The 17,748-nt window shown below is 69.3% G+C and carries 19 protein-coding genes; 6 read left to right on the top strand and 13 right to left on the bottom strand.

The window, feature by feature from the left end; translation table 11 throughout:
• Positions 1 to 596: 596 nt before the first annotated feature.
• From AC3AGO_RS31030 to AC3AGO_RS31090, 13 genes are all read right to left on the bottom strand, one after another.
• On the bottom strand, positions 597 to 1,100 hold the full coding sequence (locus AC3AGO_RS31030) for a hypothetical protein (RefSeq protein ID WP_487823588.1): 504 nt from the start codon (positions 1,098 to 1,100) through the stop codon (positions 597 to 599).
• 152 nt (positions 1,101 to 1,252) lie between these two features.
• The gene (locus AC3AGO_RS31035; RefSeq protein ID WP_487823589.1) at positions 1,253 to 1,822 is read right to left on the bottom strand and encodes a hypothetical protein; all 570 of its coding nucleotides are present in this window, start codon (positions 1,820 to 1,822) and stop codon (positions 1,253 to 1,255) included.
• A 9-nt stretch (positions 1,823 to 1,831) separates the two neighbouring features.
• Entirely contained in the window at positions 1,832 to 3,157 is a 1,326-nt protein-coding gene (locus AC3AGO_RS31040; protein WP_487823590.1) for a hypothetical protein, read from the bottom strand.
• Positions 3,147 to 3,593, bottom strand: a complete 447-nt coding sequence (locus tag AC3AGO_RS31045) for a hypothetical protein (RefSeq protein WP_487823591.1) — start codon at positions 3,591 to 3,593, stop codon at positions 3,147 to 3,149. Before AC3AGO_RS31045 ends, AC3AGO_RS31040 begins: the two co-directional genes overlap by 11 nt.
• 778 nt (positions 3,594 to 4,371) lie before the next feature.
• Positions 4,372 to 5,286 carry a hypothetical protein gene (locus AC3AGO_RS31050; protein ID WP_487823592.1) on the bottom strand — a complete coding sequence of 305 codons (915 nt, stop codon included), beginning with the start codon at positions 5,284 to 5,286 and terminating at the stop codon, positions 4,372 to 4,374.
• A gap of 205 nt (positions 5,287 to 5,491) precedes the next feature.
• Complete coding sequence (locus tag AC3AGO_RS31055; protein WP_487823593.1) at positions 5,492 to 5,776, bottom strand: hypothetical protein; 285 nt, start codon at positions 5,774 to 5,776, stop codon at positions 5,492 to 5,494.
• Positions 5,777 to 5,862: 86 nt separating this feature from the next.
• The gene (locus tag AC3AGO_RS31060) at positions 5,863 to 7,377 is read right to left on the bottom strand and encodes an ATP-binding protein (RefSeq protein ID WP_487823594.1); all 1,515 of its coding nucleotides are present in this window, start codon (positions 7,375 to 7,377) and stop codon (positions 5,863 to 5,865) included.
• A 28-nt stretch (positions 7,378 to 7,405) separates the two neighbouring features.
• Complete coding sequence (locus AC3AGO_RS31065) at positions 7,406 to 7,864, bottom strand: DUF6238 family protein (RefSeq protein ID WP_487823595.1); 459 nt, start codon at positions 7,862 to 7,864, stop codon at positions 7,406 to 7,408.
• Positions 7,865 to 7,975: 111 nt separating this feature from the next.
• Entirely contained in the window at positions 7,976 to 9,448 is a 1,473-nt protein-coding gene (locus tag AC3AGO_RS31070) for an SCO6880 family protein (RefSeq protein WP_487823596.1), read from the bottom strand.
• 79 nt (positions 9,449 to 9,527) lie between these two features.
• Positions 9,528 to 10,913 carry an SCO6881 family protein gene (locus tag AC3AGO_RS31075; RefSeq protein ID WP_487823597.1) on the bottom strand — a complete coding sequence of 462 codons (1,386 nt, stop codon included), beginning with the start codon at positions 10,911 to 10,913 and terminating at the stop codon, positions 9,528 to 9,530.
• Between the two features lie 36 nt (positions 10,914 to 10,949).
• Entirely contained in the window at positions 10,950 to 11,621 is a 672-nt protein-coding gene (locus AC3AGO_RS31080) for a hypothetical protein (RefSeq protein WP_487823598.1), read from the bottom strand.
• Positions 11,621 to 11,935, bottom strand: a complete 315-nt coding sequence (locus tag AC3AGO_RS31085) for a DUF6112 family protein (protein ID WP_487823599.1) — start codon at positions 11,933 to 11,935, stop codon at positions 11,621 to 11,623. The genes AC3AGO_RS31080 and AC3AGO_RS31085 overlap by 1 nt, the downstream gene beginning before the upstream one ends.
• Positions 11,936 to 12,066: 131 nt before the next feature.
• Positions 12,067 to 13,200: a C40 family peptidase gene (locus AC3AGO_RS31090; protein ID WP_487823600.1), complete on the bottom strand. Its 1,134-nt coding sequence runs from the start codon at positions 13,198 to 13,200 to the stop codon at positions 12,067 to 12,069.
• A gap of 509 nt (positions 13,201 to 13,709) precedes the next feature.
• On the opposite strand from AC3AGO_RS31090, the gene AC3AGO_RS31095 reads away from it, so the two are divergent.
• From AC3AGO_RS31095 to AC3AGO_RS31120, 6 genes are all read left to right on the top strand, one after another.
• Positions 13,710 to 14,465: a DNA-methyltransferase gene (locus tag AC3AGO_RS31095; RefSeq protein ID WP_487824876.1), complete on the top strand. Its 756-nt coding sequence runs from the start codon at positions 13,710 to 13,712 to the stop codon at positions 14,463 to 14,465.
• Between the two features lie 247 nt (positions 14,466 to 14,712).
• A complete protein-coding gene (locus AC3AGO_RS31100; protein WP_487824877.1) occupies positions 14,713 to 15,261 on the top strand; it encodes a DUF4913 domain-containing protein in 549 nt (182 codons plus the stop codon).
• Positions 15,258 to 15,740, top strand: a complete 483-nt coding sequence (locus AC3AGO_RS31105; RefSeq protein ID WP_487823601.1) for a hypothetical protein — start codon at positions 15,258 to 15,260, stop codon at positions 15,738 to 15,740. The genes AC3AGO_RS31100 and AC3AGO_RS31105 overlap by 4 nt, the downstream gene beginning before the upstream one ends.
• Positions 15,741 to 16,154: 414 nt before the next feature.
• Entirely contained in the window at positions 16,155 to 16,307 is a 153-nt protein-coding gene (locus AC3AGO_RS31110) for a hypothetical protein (RefSeq protein WP_487823602.1), read from the top strand.
• Between the two features lie 129 nt (positions 16,308 to 16,436).
• Positions 16,437 to 17,171 (top strand): hypothetical protein, encoded by a 735-nt coding sequence (locus AC3AGO_RS31115; protein WP_487823603.1) that lies wholly within the window; start codon positions 16,437 to 16,439, stop codon positions 17,169 to 17,171.
• Positions 17,172 to 17,349: 178 nt separating this feature from the next.
• Positions 17,350 to 17,661: an SH3 domain-containing protein gene (locus AC3AGO_RS31120; protein ID WP_487824878.1), complete on the top strand. Its 312-nt coding sequence runs from the start codon at positions 17,350 to 17,352 to the stop codon at positions 17,659 to 17,661.
• Positions 17,662 to 17,748: the final 87 nt, after the last annotated feature.

Below are 17,748 nucleotides of genomic sequence, written 5' to 3' on the forward strand. Positions count from 1 at the left end.
CACGTGCCTGGCACGCGAGTTCGGCCGCTGTGGATCGAGAGTCTCCGAGATGGGATCACTGCCGGGCGTCAACGCGGTCGCCTGCCTTCCGAAGCCGCGAGATGGGTGGCAGGTGCGGAAGTGGGCTGTGGAGGGGCTGGCCGGACGGACGACGGCGAGGTGGTGGGCGCTGTGCGACGTTGCGTCGTGCGGCAGGTGGCAGCCTGTGCGAGACGGCTGTAGCGCTCCAACGGCCGGCCTGGTTCGGCTGGTTGAGGCGTACCCATGTCGAGAGCGGGGTCGAGGGAGTAGTCGGCTAGTACCTGGTAGCCCTGGCGGCGCAGGTCCAGGACGGCCTGGCGGGTACGGCGGGCTCCGTCCTGCGCCGGGTCGGTGAGCCGGTACAGGCCAGGAGTTTCGGGGACGGGCTCGAACTGGACGCGGCCCAGGAACCAGTCGGCAAGGTGTGCGGGGATCTTCCCCGCGGCGGCGGCCACGAAGCCGTGGTCGGGGTGGGTACCGAAGTGGAAGCGGTCAGACAGTGACGGATCCTCTCTGCGCGCCGTCAGCGGTGCTTCGCCGAGGCTTGGGGTGTGGGCGGTGGTGCGGGAGGGGCGCTAGCGACGCGGCACGGGACGTCGGCTGCCGGCCTGTGTCGGGGGCGCGGCGGGAGCGCTGTGGGGCGGGGTACGGCGGATGGCAGGCGCGGGGGCGCAGGGCCAGGCCGCCGGGCGATCGGTGAAGGCGGTGCGCGGGTCGGTGTCCCAGCCGATGACCGGGCCGATGTCCTCATGCAACAGGCTGATCACCTCGATGCCCTGCGGGTGCAGGACGTAGCCCCACTGCAGGTCCTGGTCATCGGCGGTCGCGTCGGTGACTGTCATGCGTGCCGGTGGGGAGCCGTCCGGGGTGATCAGGTTGTCGAGTGTGCGGCTGGGCCAGCGCTCGCCGCCGGTCAGCGCGGCCACCAGCGGGGATGGGGCATCGTCGAGCAGATCGGTGCCCAACTCGTCCCAGCCGACGGCGACATCGTCGATGAGATGCCGCGACATCGCCTCCAGATCGGGCCCGAACCGGTGCTGGTACGCGGCCAGGAGCAGGGGCAGGTGGTGGCTGGGCACGCCGTCGAAATGGACATAGATACCGCTGTAGCCCGTGCCGGTGGGCCGGGCGAGGAAGGAACGTGTGGACAGGGAGATCTCCAGGTCGCGGAGGGGGCTCGGCGGTCAGTGCGGCGTGTGCGGACGGGGCCAATGCTCTTCAGGTGGGCGGGTCAGCGTGTACGGGGAGATGAGGGCGCGGGGCCGGCGGGCCGCGGGGCGGTGGGTGCGGCAGCGGGTGCCCAGGTGATCGCGGGAGGGGTGAGCTGGTGCGCGTCGAGCTGGAGTTGGCGGCCCGCCTCGTTCAGCTGGCGGCGGGCGGCGTTGAGCCGGCCTTCGAGTGCCGAGCGCGTGGCCTCGTGGGTACGGCCCGGCGTACGGGACAGCGCGGCATCGTGGTGCAGCAGCCCGGCGTCGGCGACAGCTTCGGTGAGGGCAGCCAGGGCGCGGCCGAGGGTGCGCACGGTGTGCGTCAGCGCGGTGGCGCGACGGCGGGTCGCTTCAGCCTGCGTGCCGGTATGGCTGCTGGCTTCGCGGTCGGCGACGGCGGCGGCACCGGTGACGTGGATGATCAGTCTGGTGATGTCGCGGAGCCGGTCTTCGAGTTCGTCGAGGTTGTCGCTGACGGAGTGCCGTGCGTCGGTGAGGGGCATGTCGTCGGCTGCGCGGTGGATATGTTCGGCCAGGCTCCGCAGCTGGCTCAGGCCGTCGAAGTCGGAAATCAGGAAAGCTCCGTGGGGCACAGGGCGGGGTCAACGGCGGTGTGCGGGGGCGGACTTCGGCGGTGTAGGCGGAAGGCCAGCAGCGGTGGTGGGCGTAGCGTGTCGCAGGTTCACGCCGATGCCCTGGGCCGCGAGCTGCTGGGCCACGGACTGGACGCGCAGTGCTTGGCCGCTCTCCCCGTAGGCGGTGGGCAGGAGGAACGCCGCCTGAAGCGGGTGGTATTGGAAACCGCGGGCGACCAGTGTCGCGCGGGCGTCCGGGGGCACGCTCTCGTACGGCGCGCCCAGGGCTCCGTCGCCGTACCACGTCAGGGTCAGGATCCGCTCGGCCTGCGGTGGGGCGGGCCGGTGCGGGGGATCGGGTGCGTGCGCCGCGTTGGCGAATACCGCTTCCAGGGCTCGCTCGTAGTGGGGCAGTACCCGCCGGGTGACAAGGGCTGCCGCCCGTGCGGGGTCGTGGGGGACGGCGATGCCGTTGGGCTCTGCTACACCGTCGAAGTGGTGGGACTTGATGTCGTTCGCGTCGGGGGCGAGTGGGGCGACGACGAACTGGTCCGGGTAGCGGGGCCGGTCGGTGACGTAGAGCCGCCTGTTGCCCGGACCGTGGAGGACGGCGTCGTGGGTAAGGACGTACTGGCTGACGACGTGCTGGATGTGGCCGACGTCCCAGAGCTGTTCTGCCCGATGGATCTGGTCTGCGTACCGGGCATGGCGCTGGTACTCGCTGGTCCAGTTGCCGGGCAGCCGGGCGGCCACAGCACGGGTGAAGTCGGCCAGATCGGTTCGGGATGAAGTCATGGAGTCCTGGCGAGCGGTGGCGAGGCCGTCAGTGCGTGTGTCGCGGCTGCGTTGCCGGCAGGGCGGGGGCGGAAGCCGTGTCGTACGGGGCGGCGCCGGTGAGGGGGCGGGCAGCAGCCCGAGCTGGGTGAGCCGTTGGACGGTCGCCTCGATCAGATGCGTCGCGCTGCCCCGGTGGCGTGCTTCGGGCCGCGCAGGAGTACGGCCGTCGGTGGACGGGGTCGAGTCGTAGACGACCTCGAAGGGAGCCTGCTCATCCGGGTGTTCGAGGGTCACGAGCCATCCCATCGGATCCCCGGGAGGACGTTGGGAAGGGGGCTCCTGCGGCGGACTGATGATCAGGTGACTGGCGTCGGGGAGGGACAGGCGCACGATGTAGGCGCTGAGGCCGAACTCGATGTCGCACTCCAGCCCGTGCTGCCGCAGTGGGGTGGTGATGTGGCTGTGGCGGCGCCAAAGCTCCTGCCACCACGGCGTGTTCACGTCACGGTGGTCGGGGAGCGGCGCGAGCGCAGACTCTCGGCGGGCATCGAGGGTGGCCTTGCCGTCAGCGGCCACGGGTTGTCCTGCGCGCGGTGGGGGCATGGTGCGGCGGCGGAGTCCGGTGCTGGGTCTCCGGATCGAGGGCGACGTCGCGTTCGTACACGTCGCAGGTGCCGATCAGCTCCTGTTCCATCAGGGCTTCGTGGTCGGCGACCTGTGCCATGGAGTCGTCGTGCTCGGCCTGGCGCTGCTGGTATTCGGCCCAGTCGGTGTCGCTGAAGTGGGCGGGTTTCAGGGGAACTCCTAGTGAGGGATCTGGCGTGGATGCCGCGGTGTGGGCTAGCGGTGGCGCCCGCTTGGCCGGGGCGCGGAGGCGCCGGGCTTTCCCGAGGGGCGAGCGTGGTGAGGAGCGGTGGAAGTCGAGGTGGTCGTTGAGGTCCTTGGCCGCGTCGCGGAGGGATTCCGACGTGCGCCGCAGGAAGGCCCGCGCCGAGGCGTGGTCGATGACCATGCGGTTCTTGAGGTAGTGCCGGTCGGTCGGGGTGGAGGACCAGAGCAGGGACGGTGTGTTGACCGAACTAATTTGAGTATTCGTGCAGGTCAGAAGCTCTATCTGCTAGCTTCCCGCCATGCCTGATGAACAACGTCCCGAAAGGGATCTGAAGGGCTTTGTCTTGCCCGAGATCGGTGGGTTACGGGAGACCGGGGAGTTGCCCAGGTCATCGCGGGCCACGACAGCATCAGTACCACCATGGGATACGCGGCCATCTATCCTGCCGATGCCATCGAGTCCCATCGCGCCTTCATCCGCCGACGGTCTACTAGGCCGCCCGAAGAATACCGTTCGGTCACCCCGGAAGAGTAGGAGGAGTTCCTCGCCCACTTCGAGCGTAGAAAATTGGCCCTCGGGGAATGCGGACGCGCCTATGGCGTTGATTGTGGTCACGAGCACGCCTGCGTTCGATTCCCCGTCCTCATTGTTGACCCCGACGAGCTGCCACGACTCGTGGAAATCCGCGATAACCTCACCGCTCGCATTGAGGAAGCAAAACGAGAAGGGTGGCTAGGCGAAGTTGAAGGACTCTGTACTACTCCTGCAGCCGCCAACGAAAAAATTTCGCAACTCGATAGGCGGAAACAACAGAGAGAGTCGGGCGTATTCTTGGGAATTCCGAGGTTTGATCAGGTCATCTCCCGCAGCAGCGGGGATAGAGATAAGGGTTGACCTCGTTTCGCTGAGGTCGAAACCCTCTGCCAGCCTTGCGGCAGCGGAAGGGAGCTCGCTCAGCTCACTTCTCGGTTGAACCAGTGGTAGGCTCATCCTTCTTTCCCCATGCCTCCAACTTTTCCAAAAGACCACTGGTCTCAGGGTCATTAAATCCCCTCTCTGGCTTCGAATATTCTTTGAGGGTGATCTTGATTTCCCCAAGGGTTCTCGTCTTGTCGCCAATACGGTGACCGTTATTCGATTCTTCATCAACATCCTGCAATAGGATTTCAAGCATCCTTGCGGCGAATGCTTGGATGTTCTTATCGTTGTCATTTTCTACTGCGGCTTCAAGAAGCGGACATACCCAATGGTGGCCATTGACCCACCATGACATGGGCTTGGATGTCAACAACTTAGGTATACCGAATATGATTGCCAAGCGTGCTTCGTAAGGAAGTTCAGAAGGCCACTCTCTCTCCAGGATTGCAGGAAACCCGTACTGTCCGTGAGTGGTGTCGCACAATTTATCGGCATGCCTATCGAAAAGCCGCGCTGCTTCTATTTTACTTTCGGGCGTTCCGCGTTCCAGCGCTTCGTCAAGGAGCCAGATGGCGCTTGCTTCGTCCACCGCGCCCTCTTCCCACATAGCCGCGAGCATGCGCATAGCGATAACAGGATGGTAGAGGTGGACCAGAGTCGAGAGAGCTCCGGCAACCACTGCCTTCTTTGCGTAGGACCCGTCAGCTGTATGCGTCAGAGCGATCCCTTTCACGGCTGTATCCAAGCCAAGACGCCTCTCCGATTGGCGGTTGTGATTCGCAGTGAGGAGGATGCCTGTTAGTGTGGCCGCCGCGGTTAGGCCGGATGCAATGAAGACCCATAGGGCTTTGGTTTCCTCTGCGTTGAGAGCGCCGTTATCGAAATCAAAAAGACTTGATCGAATGGCCACAGTTATCGCCAAGAGCCACAAAGGCGCCACAATGAAAATACCCACAGCGCTAAGGAAAACGACGTTTGCGACGCGATTCCTTCTAGGCGGCGATGTACTTGGCATACCTTGCACCTATCTCTGGCGCCTGCTTGGGATCGCAACCCTTATCGCCAGGCTCCATCTTGAAGTGGGCCGCCGGCCACGCGGGTTAGTCTGATCGCGTGAATAGGGACTGCGCAAGCTCCCCAACTTGGAAGTCTGCGAGGGCTCAGTTCAGAGAAAGGCCGCACTCCGCGGTCTCCGCGAAGTGCGGCGCTGCGTGGTTCGCCATGGTGGCCGCCGTGGCGAGGTGGGCGAGGACAGCGCCGCCGGCGCGGGTCGTGCTGTGCGGGCTCCGGGCGAAATCAGCAGTCAGCCGGAGGACGTCGCGGGAGAGGTCCTGCGCATCGGCGGCGTGCTGGAGCAAGGCGGTGTAGGACGGCGCGGCCGGCACGTGTCCGCTCTCATCCAGCAGCTCCCACTGCTGGGCGGCAGCGAGCAGTTTGTCCTTCATCGCATTGAACGCGCCGATAAGGTCGACGGTGACGTTGCGCGGTATCAGTTCGCGCTGGATGTCGGGTTTCGCGAGCCTCTCGGGGTTCAGTGCATACGGGCGTCGGTGTCGAAGAGCGCCAACTCGCGGCCGTGCAGAAGGTTCTGCACGATGAAAGATCGTCCGGCGACTTTCCACAGGCCCCGGCCGCGGTTGAGGTGCGCGATGGCGTCCATCTCGACGGAGGTCAGGCCCAGCAGCGAGGCAGCGGCGTGGAGTTGGTCGGTCTCCTGGCGGTAGATGATGCGGGTGCTGCAGTCGGCGAGGAGGCCCTCGGCCAGAGCACGGCCCTGTGAACCGGCGTCGCCCGCGGTGAGCAGATCGCTGAGCCGGTGGATCACCATCAGGTTGGCGATGCCGAGGCCGCGGCTCAGCTTCCATTGGGCCTGCATGCGCTGCAGCAGGCCGGCGTGCCGCATCAGGCGCCACGCCTCGTCGTACACGACCCAGCGTCGGCCGCCGTGCGGGTCGGAGAGGGCGGACTCCATCCACGCGGAGGCGCAGGTCATCGCCAGGACGAGTGCCGTGTCGTCCCCCGCGCCGCCGAGCCGGGACAGGTCGATGGTCAGCATCGGCGCGCTCGGGTCGAACTCGACGGTGGAAGGGGCATCGAACATGCCGGCCAGGTCACCGTGAACCAGCCTGCGCATGGCATGGGCCAAGTCGCGTGCAGCGTCACCGAGTTGGCCCGACATCCTCCCCGCGGCTTCGTCGAGCGCGCCGGGGTTGTTGAGGGTGGCGGCGATGTCACCGAGGAGCGGGGTGCGGCCCGTCTCGGCGGCGCGGGTGACGACGGTGTCCAGGGTGATGTCCAGGGCGGTGTGCTCCATGGGCATCAGGTCCCGGCCCAGGACGGTCCGGGCCAGGGAGCCCACCAGGAGCAGACGCCGTTTGCGGATCTCGCCGGCCCAGTCGGTCTCGGAGACACTTTCCGGGCGCGGGGCGGCGTCCAGGGGATTGAGCCTGCCGGGCAGCCCGGGGCCGAGAGCAACGGACCGTCCGCCCAGGGCGGTTGCCACCGGTGTCCACTCGCCCTTGGGGTCGCACGGCACGTAGACGCGGTATCCGAAGGCGACCGAGCGCAGCGCGAAACTTTTGGCGAGCGCGCTCTTGCCCTGGCCGATCACACCGGCCAACAAGATGTTGGGGTTGGTGAACCCCTCGATGCGGCCGTAGAGCGCGAACGGATCGAACACGAAGGACGCTTCGGCGTGGACGTCGCGGCCGATGTAGATGCCTTCTGCCCCGAGGCCGCCCTCGGCCAGGAAGGGGTAAGCGCCGGCGGCCACGGCGGTCGTCATGCGGTGGGCGGGCAGCTTCAGCCGGTTCTTGCGGGCGGAAGCGGGCCCGGGGCGCCCGCTCACGGGGTACAGCGCGGCGGGTGTCGCGTGCTCGGCCTGTGTGCCCATCGCCCGGTGGGAACTGGCGTCGGCGCGGGCCTTGGCGGTGGCCTGGGCGAGCCGGCGGCGGGCGGCCTTGCGACTGGCCCGGTCGGTGCCGTGGGGAGTGAACAGCGGAGACGCGGAGGCGCGGCGGGCGCGGCGGGCGGGCCGGTGGTTCATCGGGGGCCCTCGATTCTGCGGGTGGTGCTCATCGCACGCAGGCCGTGGTGTGCGCGCGGAGGTCGGTGGGGGTGGTCTTGCGCCGGATGCTGTGCCCGGCGGCGAGGTGGCGCTGACAGATGGTCAGCACGGGCGGCCCCTCGGGCAGCCGCTCCGGATGGCACGCGCTCGCTTCAGCGCCGTCAGCCGTTGCGGTGCTGGACAGCAGGTGGAAGGCGGAGTGGATCTCGCTGGTGGCCTGCCAGAGGCGGGTGTGTGCGGTGGCCAGGTGGCGGCCGGCGGCGGGGTGCGGTGGCCGGGTGCTGCCGGCGAGGTGATCCAGGAGCTGGTGCAGGGCGGTGAGGTGGGCATGCAGCACGTCCAGGTGGGCACGGTCTGCCGGCACGGGAGGGTCCGGTCGCGCCAGTGCGCGGGTGTGATGGCGGACTCCGGCGCTCGCGGCGCGGAGGTAGGGGTGCGCCTCGTCCGGGCGCGTGCGAGAGGTCAACGGTGGTGGTCCTTCCTGCCGGGAGGCAGGGGCGGCGACGGTGGCTCCGCCGCGGGTGATCGAAGGGCAGCGGGCAAGGGTGAGGGCCGGCGGGAGCGGCGCGGGGAGGCGTCACAGGGCGGTGCGGGCGAGCGGCAGCGCGGTGAGGGCGAAGGCGTCGGGCTGCTGGTAGGTGAGCCGGCGCAGGTCGACGCCCGAGGTGACGGCGTGAGTTTCGATCTGCGCGCAGGCGGCGTCGAGTTGGTCGTCGGTCTCGGCCGTGACGGTGACCAGGCCGGTCAGGGCCACGTCCGCGTGTCCGGCGATGAGCTGGCGCTCTCGCGTCTTCACGTCGGCGTACTCGACGGAGTCTTCCTCGCGGTCGACCTGTCCCCGACGGGCCCGCTCGTTCGCGTCGGCGATGACCTGTGCCTTCTTGCGCTGCACGTCCCGCAGCGCCGAATCGAGGGCCTGCGGCGCGTAGATGAGCGAGAGGCTGCGGCGCACTCCGGCGGTGAACATGATCCCGTGGAGGAAACCGGTAGGCGTCTCGGTGCGGGGCCAGTTCTCCACCCAGTACGTGGCGTGGCGGGCGGAGTCGGTGGTCAGCCGGTCGTACTCCTCGAACTGGACGACGGGCCCGGCGGCGGCGGGGTCCGCTGCGGCGCGGCCGGTCTCGGACCACTGTTGGAGTGCGGCGAGCGCCTTGGGGTCGTAGGCGGTGCGGATGACGGCGGCGATCTCCTGTGAGGTCAGCCAGCCGGTGACCATGAGCCCGGCGTTGCGGGCGGCTTGGGCAATGGACGCGGTGGTCTGTTCCATGACGGTGAACGCGCCCGGCAGCCCGCCGCCGGCCTGACTGATGAGGCGCTTGGCCGCCTTCAGATCGAGGGAGATGGCGAGGTAGGTCTCGTGCGGGGCGGCGGCCGGGCCGGCCGAGGCGACCAGTTCGGAGTAGATCTGCCCGGCGACCGGGGCCTCAGGCTCCCCGTTCTGAGCCCAGTGGCGGGCCAGGGTGTCACCTGAGTCGGGGACGGTGCGCTCCAGCACCTGCACGGTGGCGATGTGCCCGGTGCGCGCGATGCCCGCCAGCGCCCGTCCCCAGCTGCTCACGTTGTGGTTCTGGGCGGCGGGATCGAGGAGGGCGAAGGCACGGGAGGTGACGCGGGCGACGGAGGTCAACGTCTGCCGGTGCGGGTCGTGCACGGCCGCGCCGCCGTGGGAGGAGTCGCCGGGGGTGACCACTTTGAGCGAGGCGGCGGTCCCCGGCAGGTGCAGGACGCCGTCCTGCCGGGGCCGGGCAACCGGGCGGGCGAGCCAGAGCCTCTGGCCGGTGCGCCGGCGCAGTGCGTAGCGGGCGACGATCGGCGTCCAGTCGATCAGGGAGCGGCCGTTCCGGCGGACCACGATAAGCGCGCCGGAGGCCGCCCACAGCGGGGTCAGGGCGAGGGCGCCGAGCAGGCCGGTGGAGACCACTGTCATCAGCAGCAGCGCCAGCGTGCAGGAGACGAGGACGAGTTGGGGCAGGGAGAGCCCGAGGAGGATGCCGCGGCGGGAGCGGTGGGGGAATTTCACCGTGACCGGCGCGACGGAAAGTTCAGTCAAGGGGCGGGTCCTGGAGACGCGGGTGGACCCCGGGGCGGGAGGCGCAGAGCACCTCCCGCCCCGGAAGACGGGCAGAGGGTCAGGGGCCGGTCGGGGGCGGCGGCGGTGCGGTCGTTCCGCTGGCCGTGGCGTTCGACGAATCGGAGGACGGCGGTGCGCCCTGCGGCGGCGGGGCCGTGATCGGCGGAACGGACTGCCATCCACCACCCTGGCCGGATGCGGCACTCGCTCCGGGGCCGCCCGGCGGCGGGCTGCCGCCCACCTGGCCGCTGGTGTTCTCGGACACGCTCGTCGGCGCGGGCTGGACGGCCTTCTCCAGGCCGGGCTTGATGGCCTCGTCACCGGGTGAGCCGCCTGTGCCGCCGCTTTGCGCATCGTCCTTGCCAATTCCGCTTCCGCCCCCGGCGGTCGGGGCAGCGGCGATATCGCCGGGGAAACCGTCTGGGCCGGTGGCGTCGGGGCCCTGCGGGGCGGCGCCCGCTCCGGCTGCCGCGCCGCCGGCTCCGGCGGTGGCCGCTGTTGCCGTGGCCTTGCGGGCGGCCTTCTCGGCATGGCCCTTGGCGATCTGCGCTCCGGCGCCGCCGGCGCGGTGGACGGATTCGCCGTCGGTGCCGTCGGCCGCCCAGTGCACGAACTTGAACGTGGCGTACGGGCACAGCAGCACCAGAACCATGATCACGACGCCGGACATGACGTCGGCGAGGGCGCCGATGCCGTCCTTGGCCTCGGTCTTGCCCATGGCGGCGATGCCGAGCACGAAGATGATGGTCATCAACAGCTTGCTGACCACGAGAGTGGCGGTGGCTTCGATCCAGCCCTTGCGCCAGCGCCGGGCGACCTCCCAGCCGCCGCCGGCCGAGGCGAAGATGGCCAGGGTGACCATGACGAGGATGCCGACCTTGCGGACCATCATCACGCACCAGTAGAGGAAGGAGCCGGCAGCGGCGCCGAGACCGACGACGACCGGCACCAGCCAGCCCAGGCTGGACAGGGCGGCGAGTTGATCCACCTTCACGATGCGGCGTACGGCCGATTGGATACTCAGGTGCGCGGCTTTGAACAGGCCGTCGGAGATGGCGTCGACCACCTCGACGGCGACCGTGGTCAGGGCGATGGCGCAGAAGGCGAACAGAACGCCGGACGCAGTGCCGGTGAACGCTTGAGTCAGCGCTTGTCCGTCGCGTCGGACGGCAGCCCTCACCAGCTGCGCACAGAACGTCGCAACGATCAGCACCAGGCCGAGCGGCAGCAGCATCTCGTAGTTGTCGCGGAACCACGCCGCGTTCAGGTCAACCTTCGTGGTGGTATCGACCGCCTTGGCAGCCAAGTCGGCTGCCGCAGCGGCCAGTTCACCTGCCGACTTCGCCATCCAGTCGCCGATGGCCTTGCCAGGGTCGGAGGCGAAGTCGACCGCGTCGCCTACGGTGCACAGCTTGTCGGCCAGGGGGAAATCACAGAAACCCACGGGGAGTTGCCCCTCCTTTCTTGTCTCAGTCGCGGGTCACTGCGTGACGTTCGGAGCAATGGCGGCCAGGGAACAGTGGTGGCCGGGGCGGCACTGCACGGCGAGGGTCACGGCGCGTTCCTCGGCTCCGCCGCCGCCCTTCTTCCACTTGATCTGCTGCTTGCCGTTGACGGTGACGGCGTAGATGTACGCCTTGGTGATCGCGGACGGATCGTCAGCCAGGGCCTGCTTGAACGCGCCGGGGAAATGTCCTTCGGTGACCTTGGCGCTCGCGTGCTGGGCCTGGTCGGCCATCCGCGACCACAGCACCGGATCGGGGATCTGACCGGAGACGGACGCCCAGTCGGCGTACTTGCGCTCCTCGGTCATCCACGCCCGCACACCGGCGAGTTGCTGGTGCCGGCTGGTGTCGCGGGTGTCGTAGGACCACAGCATCCGGGCTGCGGCCTTGGCGTAGGCGACCGGCTCGGAGGTCTGCGGGGGCTTGGGCACGGACCCGGCGGCCTTGGGGACGGACGGGCTGTGTGTTGGAGCCGGGGAGGGGCGGTCCGGGTCCTGGTGGCCGCTCCCGCTGCCGGACAGCCAGGCGACGGTGGCGGCGAGGGCGAGCAGGACGGCGATGACCAGGGCGACGAGCGCGATGCGCCTGTTGGCCGACCAGCTGGTGCCGTAGGAGGACAGGCTGAGGGAGGGGGATCGCTTCCGCATCAGTGGACTTGGGAGCCGAGGGCCGAGAAGAACGCGACGATTCCGTTGGCGGCGCCGAGGCCGAGGGCGGCGCCCGCGGAGACAGTGGCGCCCTTCTTGCCGTTGGCCTCGGCCTGGTGGCCACCGGTGTGGTGGCCCCAGGCCCACACGCCGAGCGAGACGGCGAGAGCGCCGACGACGGCCACGATTCCGAAGAGATTGATCGAGTTGACGACGTTCTTCAGCACGCTCAGGCCAGGAAGCCCACCGCCGTTCGGTGAGATGCCCGGGTCGTAGGCGAGTTGGAGGACGCGGTCTGTGAGGGGGAGGGGCATGGGTGTGGCGGGGCTCCTTGCATACGCAGGCCAGCCGAGAGGCCGGCGGGAGAGGGAAACAGGCGGGAGGGGTGCGGGGTGCGCCAGATGGCCGCGGTGGGGATCGCCCGGGGCGTCCCGGGCGGGCGGCGTCAGAGGACGCGGCGGACGCCGAGCACGTCCGTGTCCTGAAGGGGGGCGATACGGACCGGCTTCGATGTGCGCGGGGCCTCGATCACGAGGCCCTCGCCCATGTACATGGCGACATGTTCGGGACGGCTCGCGGTGCCGCGACTGAAGATGAGGTCACCGGGCTGGAGTTGGCGGGGCGAGACTTCCTTGCCCTCGTTGACCTGCGTGTACGTGGTGCGGGTGAGCGTGACGCCGGCGTGCTTGTACGCCTGCTGCATCAGCGAGCTGCAGTCGCAGCGGCGCATCGGGTCGGGTCCGTGCGCGTCGGTGCAGGATCCGGCCCACTGGTAGGGCGTGCCAAGCTGGTGCATGGCCCACTCGATGGCCTTGCGCGCCTTCGGGTCGGTGCTCTTGGGGATGGCGTAGCTCTTGGGGACGCTTCCCTCGGGGATGTGGCCGAAGCCGGAGCCGTCCTTGGCCGGAGCGCAGCCGGTGGCGCCCGTCGCAGGCTCTTCACCCTGGTCCGGCTTCTCGGTGTCCTTGTCGTTGCCGTGGCCGGGGAAGGTCTTGGTGACGGCCTTCTGCAACGCGGTGGCCAGGCCCTCCCACTGTGCGTAGGCGCCGGGGAAGCCGGACTTTTGGACGGCCTGCGCGGCCTGGGTGATGGTCATCTGCTGCCAGCCGTCGATCGCGAGCAGGTGCTTGTAGAACTGCTCGGAGGCGTGGACCGGGTCGCGGATCTGCTGGGTGGTGCCCCAGCCCTGGGAGGGGCGTTGCTGGAACAACCCCAGGGAGTCGCGGTCGCCCGAGTTGAGGTTGCGCAGCCGGGATTCCTGCATCGCGGTGGCGAGTGCGACGATCTGCCCCTTCTTGGGGACGTCGAGCGAGCGGCCGGCGGCCACGATCTTCTGGGCATTGGGGACCTGTTCGGCGGGCAGGTCCAGGCCCTCGATGTGGACGTCCTTGCCGGACGCCCCGTCGAGGATCTTGGCGACCTGCTTGGCGACCTTGCCGGAGTCGATGTCGGTCCGGCAGCCGCTGACGGAGGCGGTGTTCTGCACGGCGTCGGCGGAGGCGGCCAGCATCATGCCGGTGCCGGCGAGCAGGAGCGGGGAGAGGAAGACGACGCCGATGCCGGCGGCGAGCGCCTTCAACCGGAGCGGACCGCACAGGCATCAGCAGCAATTTCGGGCAGGGGCGGGTAGCGAGACGTCATGGACGTGTCCTTCGGGAGCAGTGTCCGGCGTGCCGCGTGCGCGTGGCGGGGTGGAAGGGCACGGCAGCCGGGGCGGGCAATCAAGATGGGCCGGGCGCGGACGAGTTGCCGCCCGCTCTGCGCGGCCGGGCCGTGAATCAGGAGCGCCGGGGCAGGGGAGACCTCCGGAGGCGTGGGGCAGTGGCCAGCGGCGGTGTGCGCCGGGCAGATCAAAAACAGTAGGTCCGGAATGGCGGTTGACCAAAAAGACGGCGTGAGGTGCCGGAATCCGGCACACCCGCAAGGGACTTCTTGGTCGTCGGCGCATCCGCGTCTACAGTTTTTGGACTCCCTCGCCCTCCTCGGTCTGCGGCCCCGGGCTTCTGCATGCCCCCATTCCGGCCCACGAGGACTCGTATGCGCGACGGCCAATTCCCTCTGCTCTCACACCCGAATCGGGGTTCCTCTTTGCCGTTTTCCCTGCACCAGGGCGACGCCCTCACCGTCCTCGCCGGCCTGCCGGACGACTGCGTCGATTCCGTCATCACCGACCCGCCGTACAACAGCGGGGGCCGGACCGCGAAGGAGCGCACTACCCGCTCCGCGAAGCAGAAGTACACCTCCGCCGACGCCAAGAACGATCTGCCGGACTTCACCGGCGAGAACATGGACCAGCGCAGCTACGGTTTCTGGTTGACGCAGATCATGACCGAGGCCCACCGCCTCACGAAGACCGGCGGCACGGCGCTGCTGTTCACCGACTGGCGCCAGCTGCCCACCACGACGGATGCCATTCAGGCCGCAGGCTGGCTGTGGCGAGGGGTGCTGGCCTGGCACAAGCCGCAGGCCAGGCCCCAGCGCGGAAGGTTCACCCAGAACTGCGAGTTCATCGTCTGGGCCTCGAAGGGGGCCATCGATGGTTCTAGGAACCCCGTCTACTTGCCCGGCATGTACTCGGCGTCGCAGCCCTCAGGCGCGAAGCGCCGGCACATCACCCAGAAGCCGGTCTCCGTGATGCGCGAGCTGGTCAAGATCAGCCCCGACCACGGCACGGTGCTCGATTTCTGCGCCGGTTCCGGCTCCACGGGCGTTGCCGCCCTGCTGGAAGGCCGCGACTTTATCGGCGTGGAGAAGACCGAACGTAACGCGTCCGTAGCGGCCGACCGGCTCACCGAAACGGTCCGCGAAACCCTCACGCAAGACGACGTGGATCTCACCGCCTGACGCGCTACCGCGCTTCCCGTGCCGGATTCCGGCATCTCCAGTCCTGGGTGGAGTCCCGCCGAAGAGCGCCGGTGGTTCGTGTGCCGGTCCGCGCGTCACCGCTTCCGATTTCCTGCCTTTCCGCGTCTCGTAGGAGGCCGTACTTTTCATGTCTGAATCCGTAGAACCCCCGGACGGCGGGGAGTTGGAGCCGGTTCGTCTTCCGGACCCGCAGCTGGAGGGAATCGAGGCGAGCGTCCGCAGGCTGATGGACCAGTCGGCGCAGCAGGCCCAGCAGCTCGACCATCTCGCATCCGCCCCGGCTCCGGGCGCATCGCCGTTCGCGGCGTTCGGCATGCCGGGGCCCGGCGGAGCGCCCCCTGCTGCGCCGCCGGAGCCGCGCCCCATTCTGGAACTGGACGGAGAAGCACGCGAGGACGAACTCGACGCCTTGTCGGACTGGGTCGATGACTTCCTCCTCCCGGTCTACGGGGCGGAGGTCACCACCGCGGCGCCCTGGTGCCTGCAGTGGCAGGAGCACGACGACGTCGTGGCCTGGCTTCATGCCCTGTGGCTCGCCTACCAGCAGCACAAGGACCCCGAGGCCGGCCTGAGCGGCATGTTCGTGTGGCACCGCGACTTCCTCACCCACGCGATGGCGGCGATCCGCGCGCCGGGCGGACCGCTGTCGGCCTGCATGACCACCCCCGACCGGCCCGCGCACCGCATCCTGCCCGGCCCGCCGCCGTCCGTACGTACGGAGAAGACGACCACGGAGGCGGACGGACCCGCCGAGCCGGACGAGCCGGCGTCATGACCGGAGGACGACAGCCGGCCTTCGGCCTGAGCTTCGATCCCCGTGCCCTGACCGACCTCCTCCAAGCCCCCACCGACATCCGCGACCTCACCCTCGCCCACCTGCAGGAAGTCGTGAATGCGCAGTGCTTCGGACTGCACCTCACGGGCGATCTGGAGGGCTACCGCAAGCTGTTCGTGGACTCCCGCAAGGAATGGCGCGTCGTCTACGGCCTTCGCTCCGCCCCCGAGGCGTCCACCCACCAGCGGGAGATCCACGTCGTCGCGGTACGGCCGCGTGCGGGCAACGACGTCTACGACGAGGTCGGCCAGCGCCTGGGGATGGCCCGCCGACCGCTGAGCGCCCGCACCCACGCCGCGCGCTCGCGCCCCCCGCAGCTGACCACCGGCGCTCCGGTGCCACGGCCCGGTCCGCCGCCTTCCACGCCGCCGGGTCTGCCCCGCCCCGCGCCCAACTCCGCACACCGTCACACCCGTTGAACACACGGAGCCGCCTATGACCCCTGACCCCGCGCCGGCCCCGGCCCGGCGCGCGGCATCCTCCCTCGACCAGCGCCTCGAAGCCGCCACCGGCCATGACGTGGACATCCTGTGGACATGCCGCGACCGCGGTGTCCTCGACGCACCGCATGCGCACCTGGCCGACCAGCACCGCGCGCTGGCCAAAACCGAGCGGGGCGTGGCCTTCCACCTGCGGCTCCTCCACCGCCTCTCCAGCGGCGAGTTTCCCGTCGAGGGCGCCCTCTTGGAGCGCATCGACCGCACCGTGGAGCAGCTGGAGGAGGCAACCGGCGTACGCGGCGCCGCTGCACGGAAGGTCCGCGCGCGCCCTGGAGCCCATCGAGGCCACCGCCCCGGCGCCGGTCGGGCGACCGCTCTCGGCACGACCAGGCGGTGCTGCTGGCCATCGCCGGCGGAGCCAAGCTCTACGAACACTTGCTGGCCGGCCGGGTGTGCGTGACCGCTGCCACCGGCCCCCGCATCCCCTGCGCCGTGTTGCAGCAGTTCGAGCCCGCCAGCCTGACGCAGGGTAGCCCGTCGCACTGACGGATGCCGGGCGTGCCGCGCTGTTCGCCGCCCGCCGCCGTCCCACCACGGCTCCGATGCCAAGTCGCCCGTACGCCCCGGGGCTTGGCCGCCCGTCCCCGCACCCCGGCCCTGACCACCGAAAGGCCCTTGTTGTCCCCAACCCAACCGAGCCTGCCCGAAGCCGACTTCGAAGTGGACGAGCTCGATGCCGACGAGGACGTCTCCCTCGCCTTCTTCCGGCAGGTCGACGTCCTGGCGGACATGCTCGTCCCCCTCGCCGAACACCACAGTGCCGGCGGCGTGAACAGCTACTACGTGCTGTTCGACAGATCTGCCACCTGGGGCCACCCCGGCATGCCGCAATACGTCGCCCTGCACCTGCAACGGGACCAGGAGAAGCGGACCTTCGACTTCGAGCGGGCCGGGCTGCCGCTGCCCGCGATGGCACAGTCCTGGCTGATCCACCGCGGCTGCCCACACGACTCCATCGGCCTCAACCCCGAGCTGGGGCCACCGGCGGCCGATGAGGCGACGCGGGCGCTGGAAAAGCGCCTCGCCGGCGACGGTGACCATTACGCGATGGGCTACTCCTACACCCGGGATGACCCGGACGACATGGTCACCGTCGTGGCTATGCGCGCCCTGGACGAGCGAGACCCCTCGCCGTTCCGCGTCGTGGTCGAGGAGGTCGACACCGACGCGTGGACCCACACCCTGCGCGAGGGCGGCTTCACCACGGTCGAGGGGGCCCTGCAGTGGTGCGACGACCGGCTCACCGGCGAGGCCGGCCCCCTCCCTCCGGCCCGCCCGGCAGCGGCAGCCACCCGCCCGGCCGGCCCGCCGAAAGCCCCTGCCCCGCGCCCGCCCGGCCGCTCGCGGTAGGCGCCAATTCGGAGGGAGCGGCGAAACATAGGCCACGATCGCCGGTTAGCCAAACCGGCGATTCTCCGGACTCTTATACAGCCGCCGGGGCAAGCCCGCGGCGCCTTTCACGCAATACCTGCGTCTGTCCGGAGGGTTAATCCGCATGAGCTCCACCCGAATTGCCGTATCCGCGGCGATGCTCGGCGCGTTCGCGCTGCCGGTGCTGTCCGCCACCACCGCGAGTGCTGCACCCGCCGCGACCGCGGCCCCCGCAAGCAGCTGCCATTCTCAGCCGCCGCTGCCGTACAAGGTCCACACGAAGGCCGTGACCATCCGGTCCCAGGCCACCACGAAGTCCACCGCAGTCGGAGTGCTCCCCCGCAGCCACAAGTTCAGCGTGGCCAAGAAGAGCGGCAACTGGCTCTACATCAAGGACAAGACCACCGGCGTCAAGGGCTGGGTCTCCGCCAAGTACGTCTACCGCGACGTCCGCATGTGCCTGGACTGACCGGCGCACGGCCCCGCCCCTTCAGCTGGCCGAGTCACCGGTGCGACGGAAGACCCCCCGCTCGGCCCAGCAATCACCCTTCCGCGA

The organism is Streptomyces sp. BL1 (assembly GCF_057628045.1).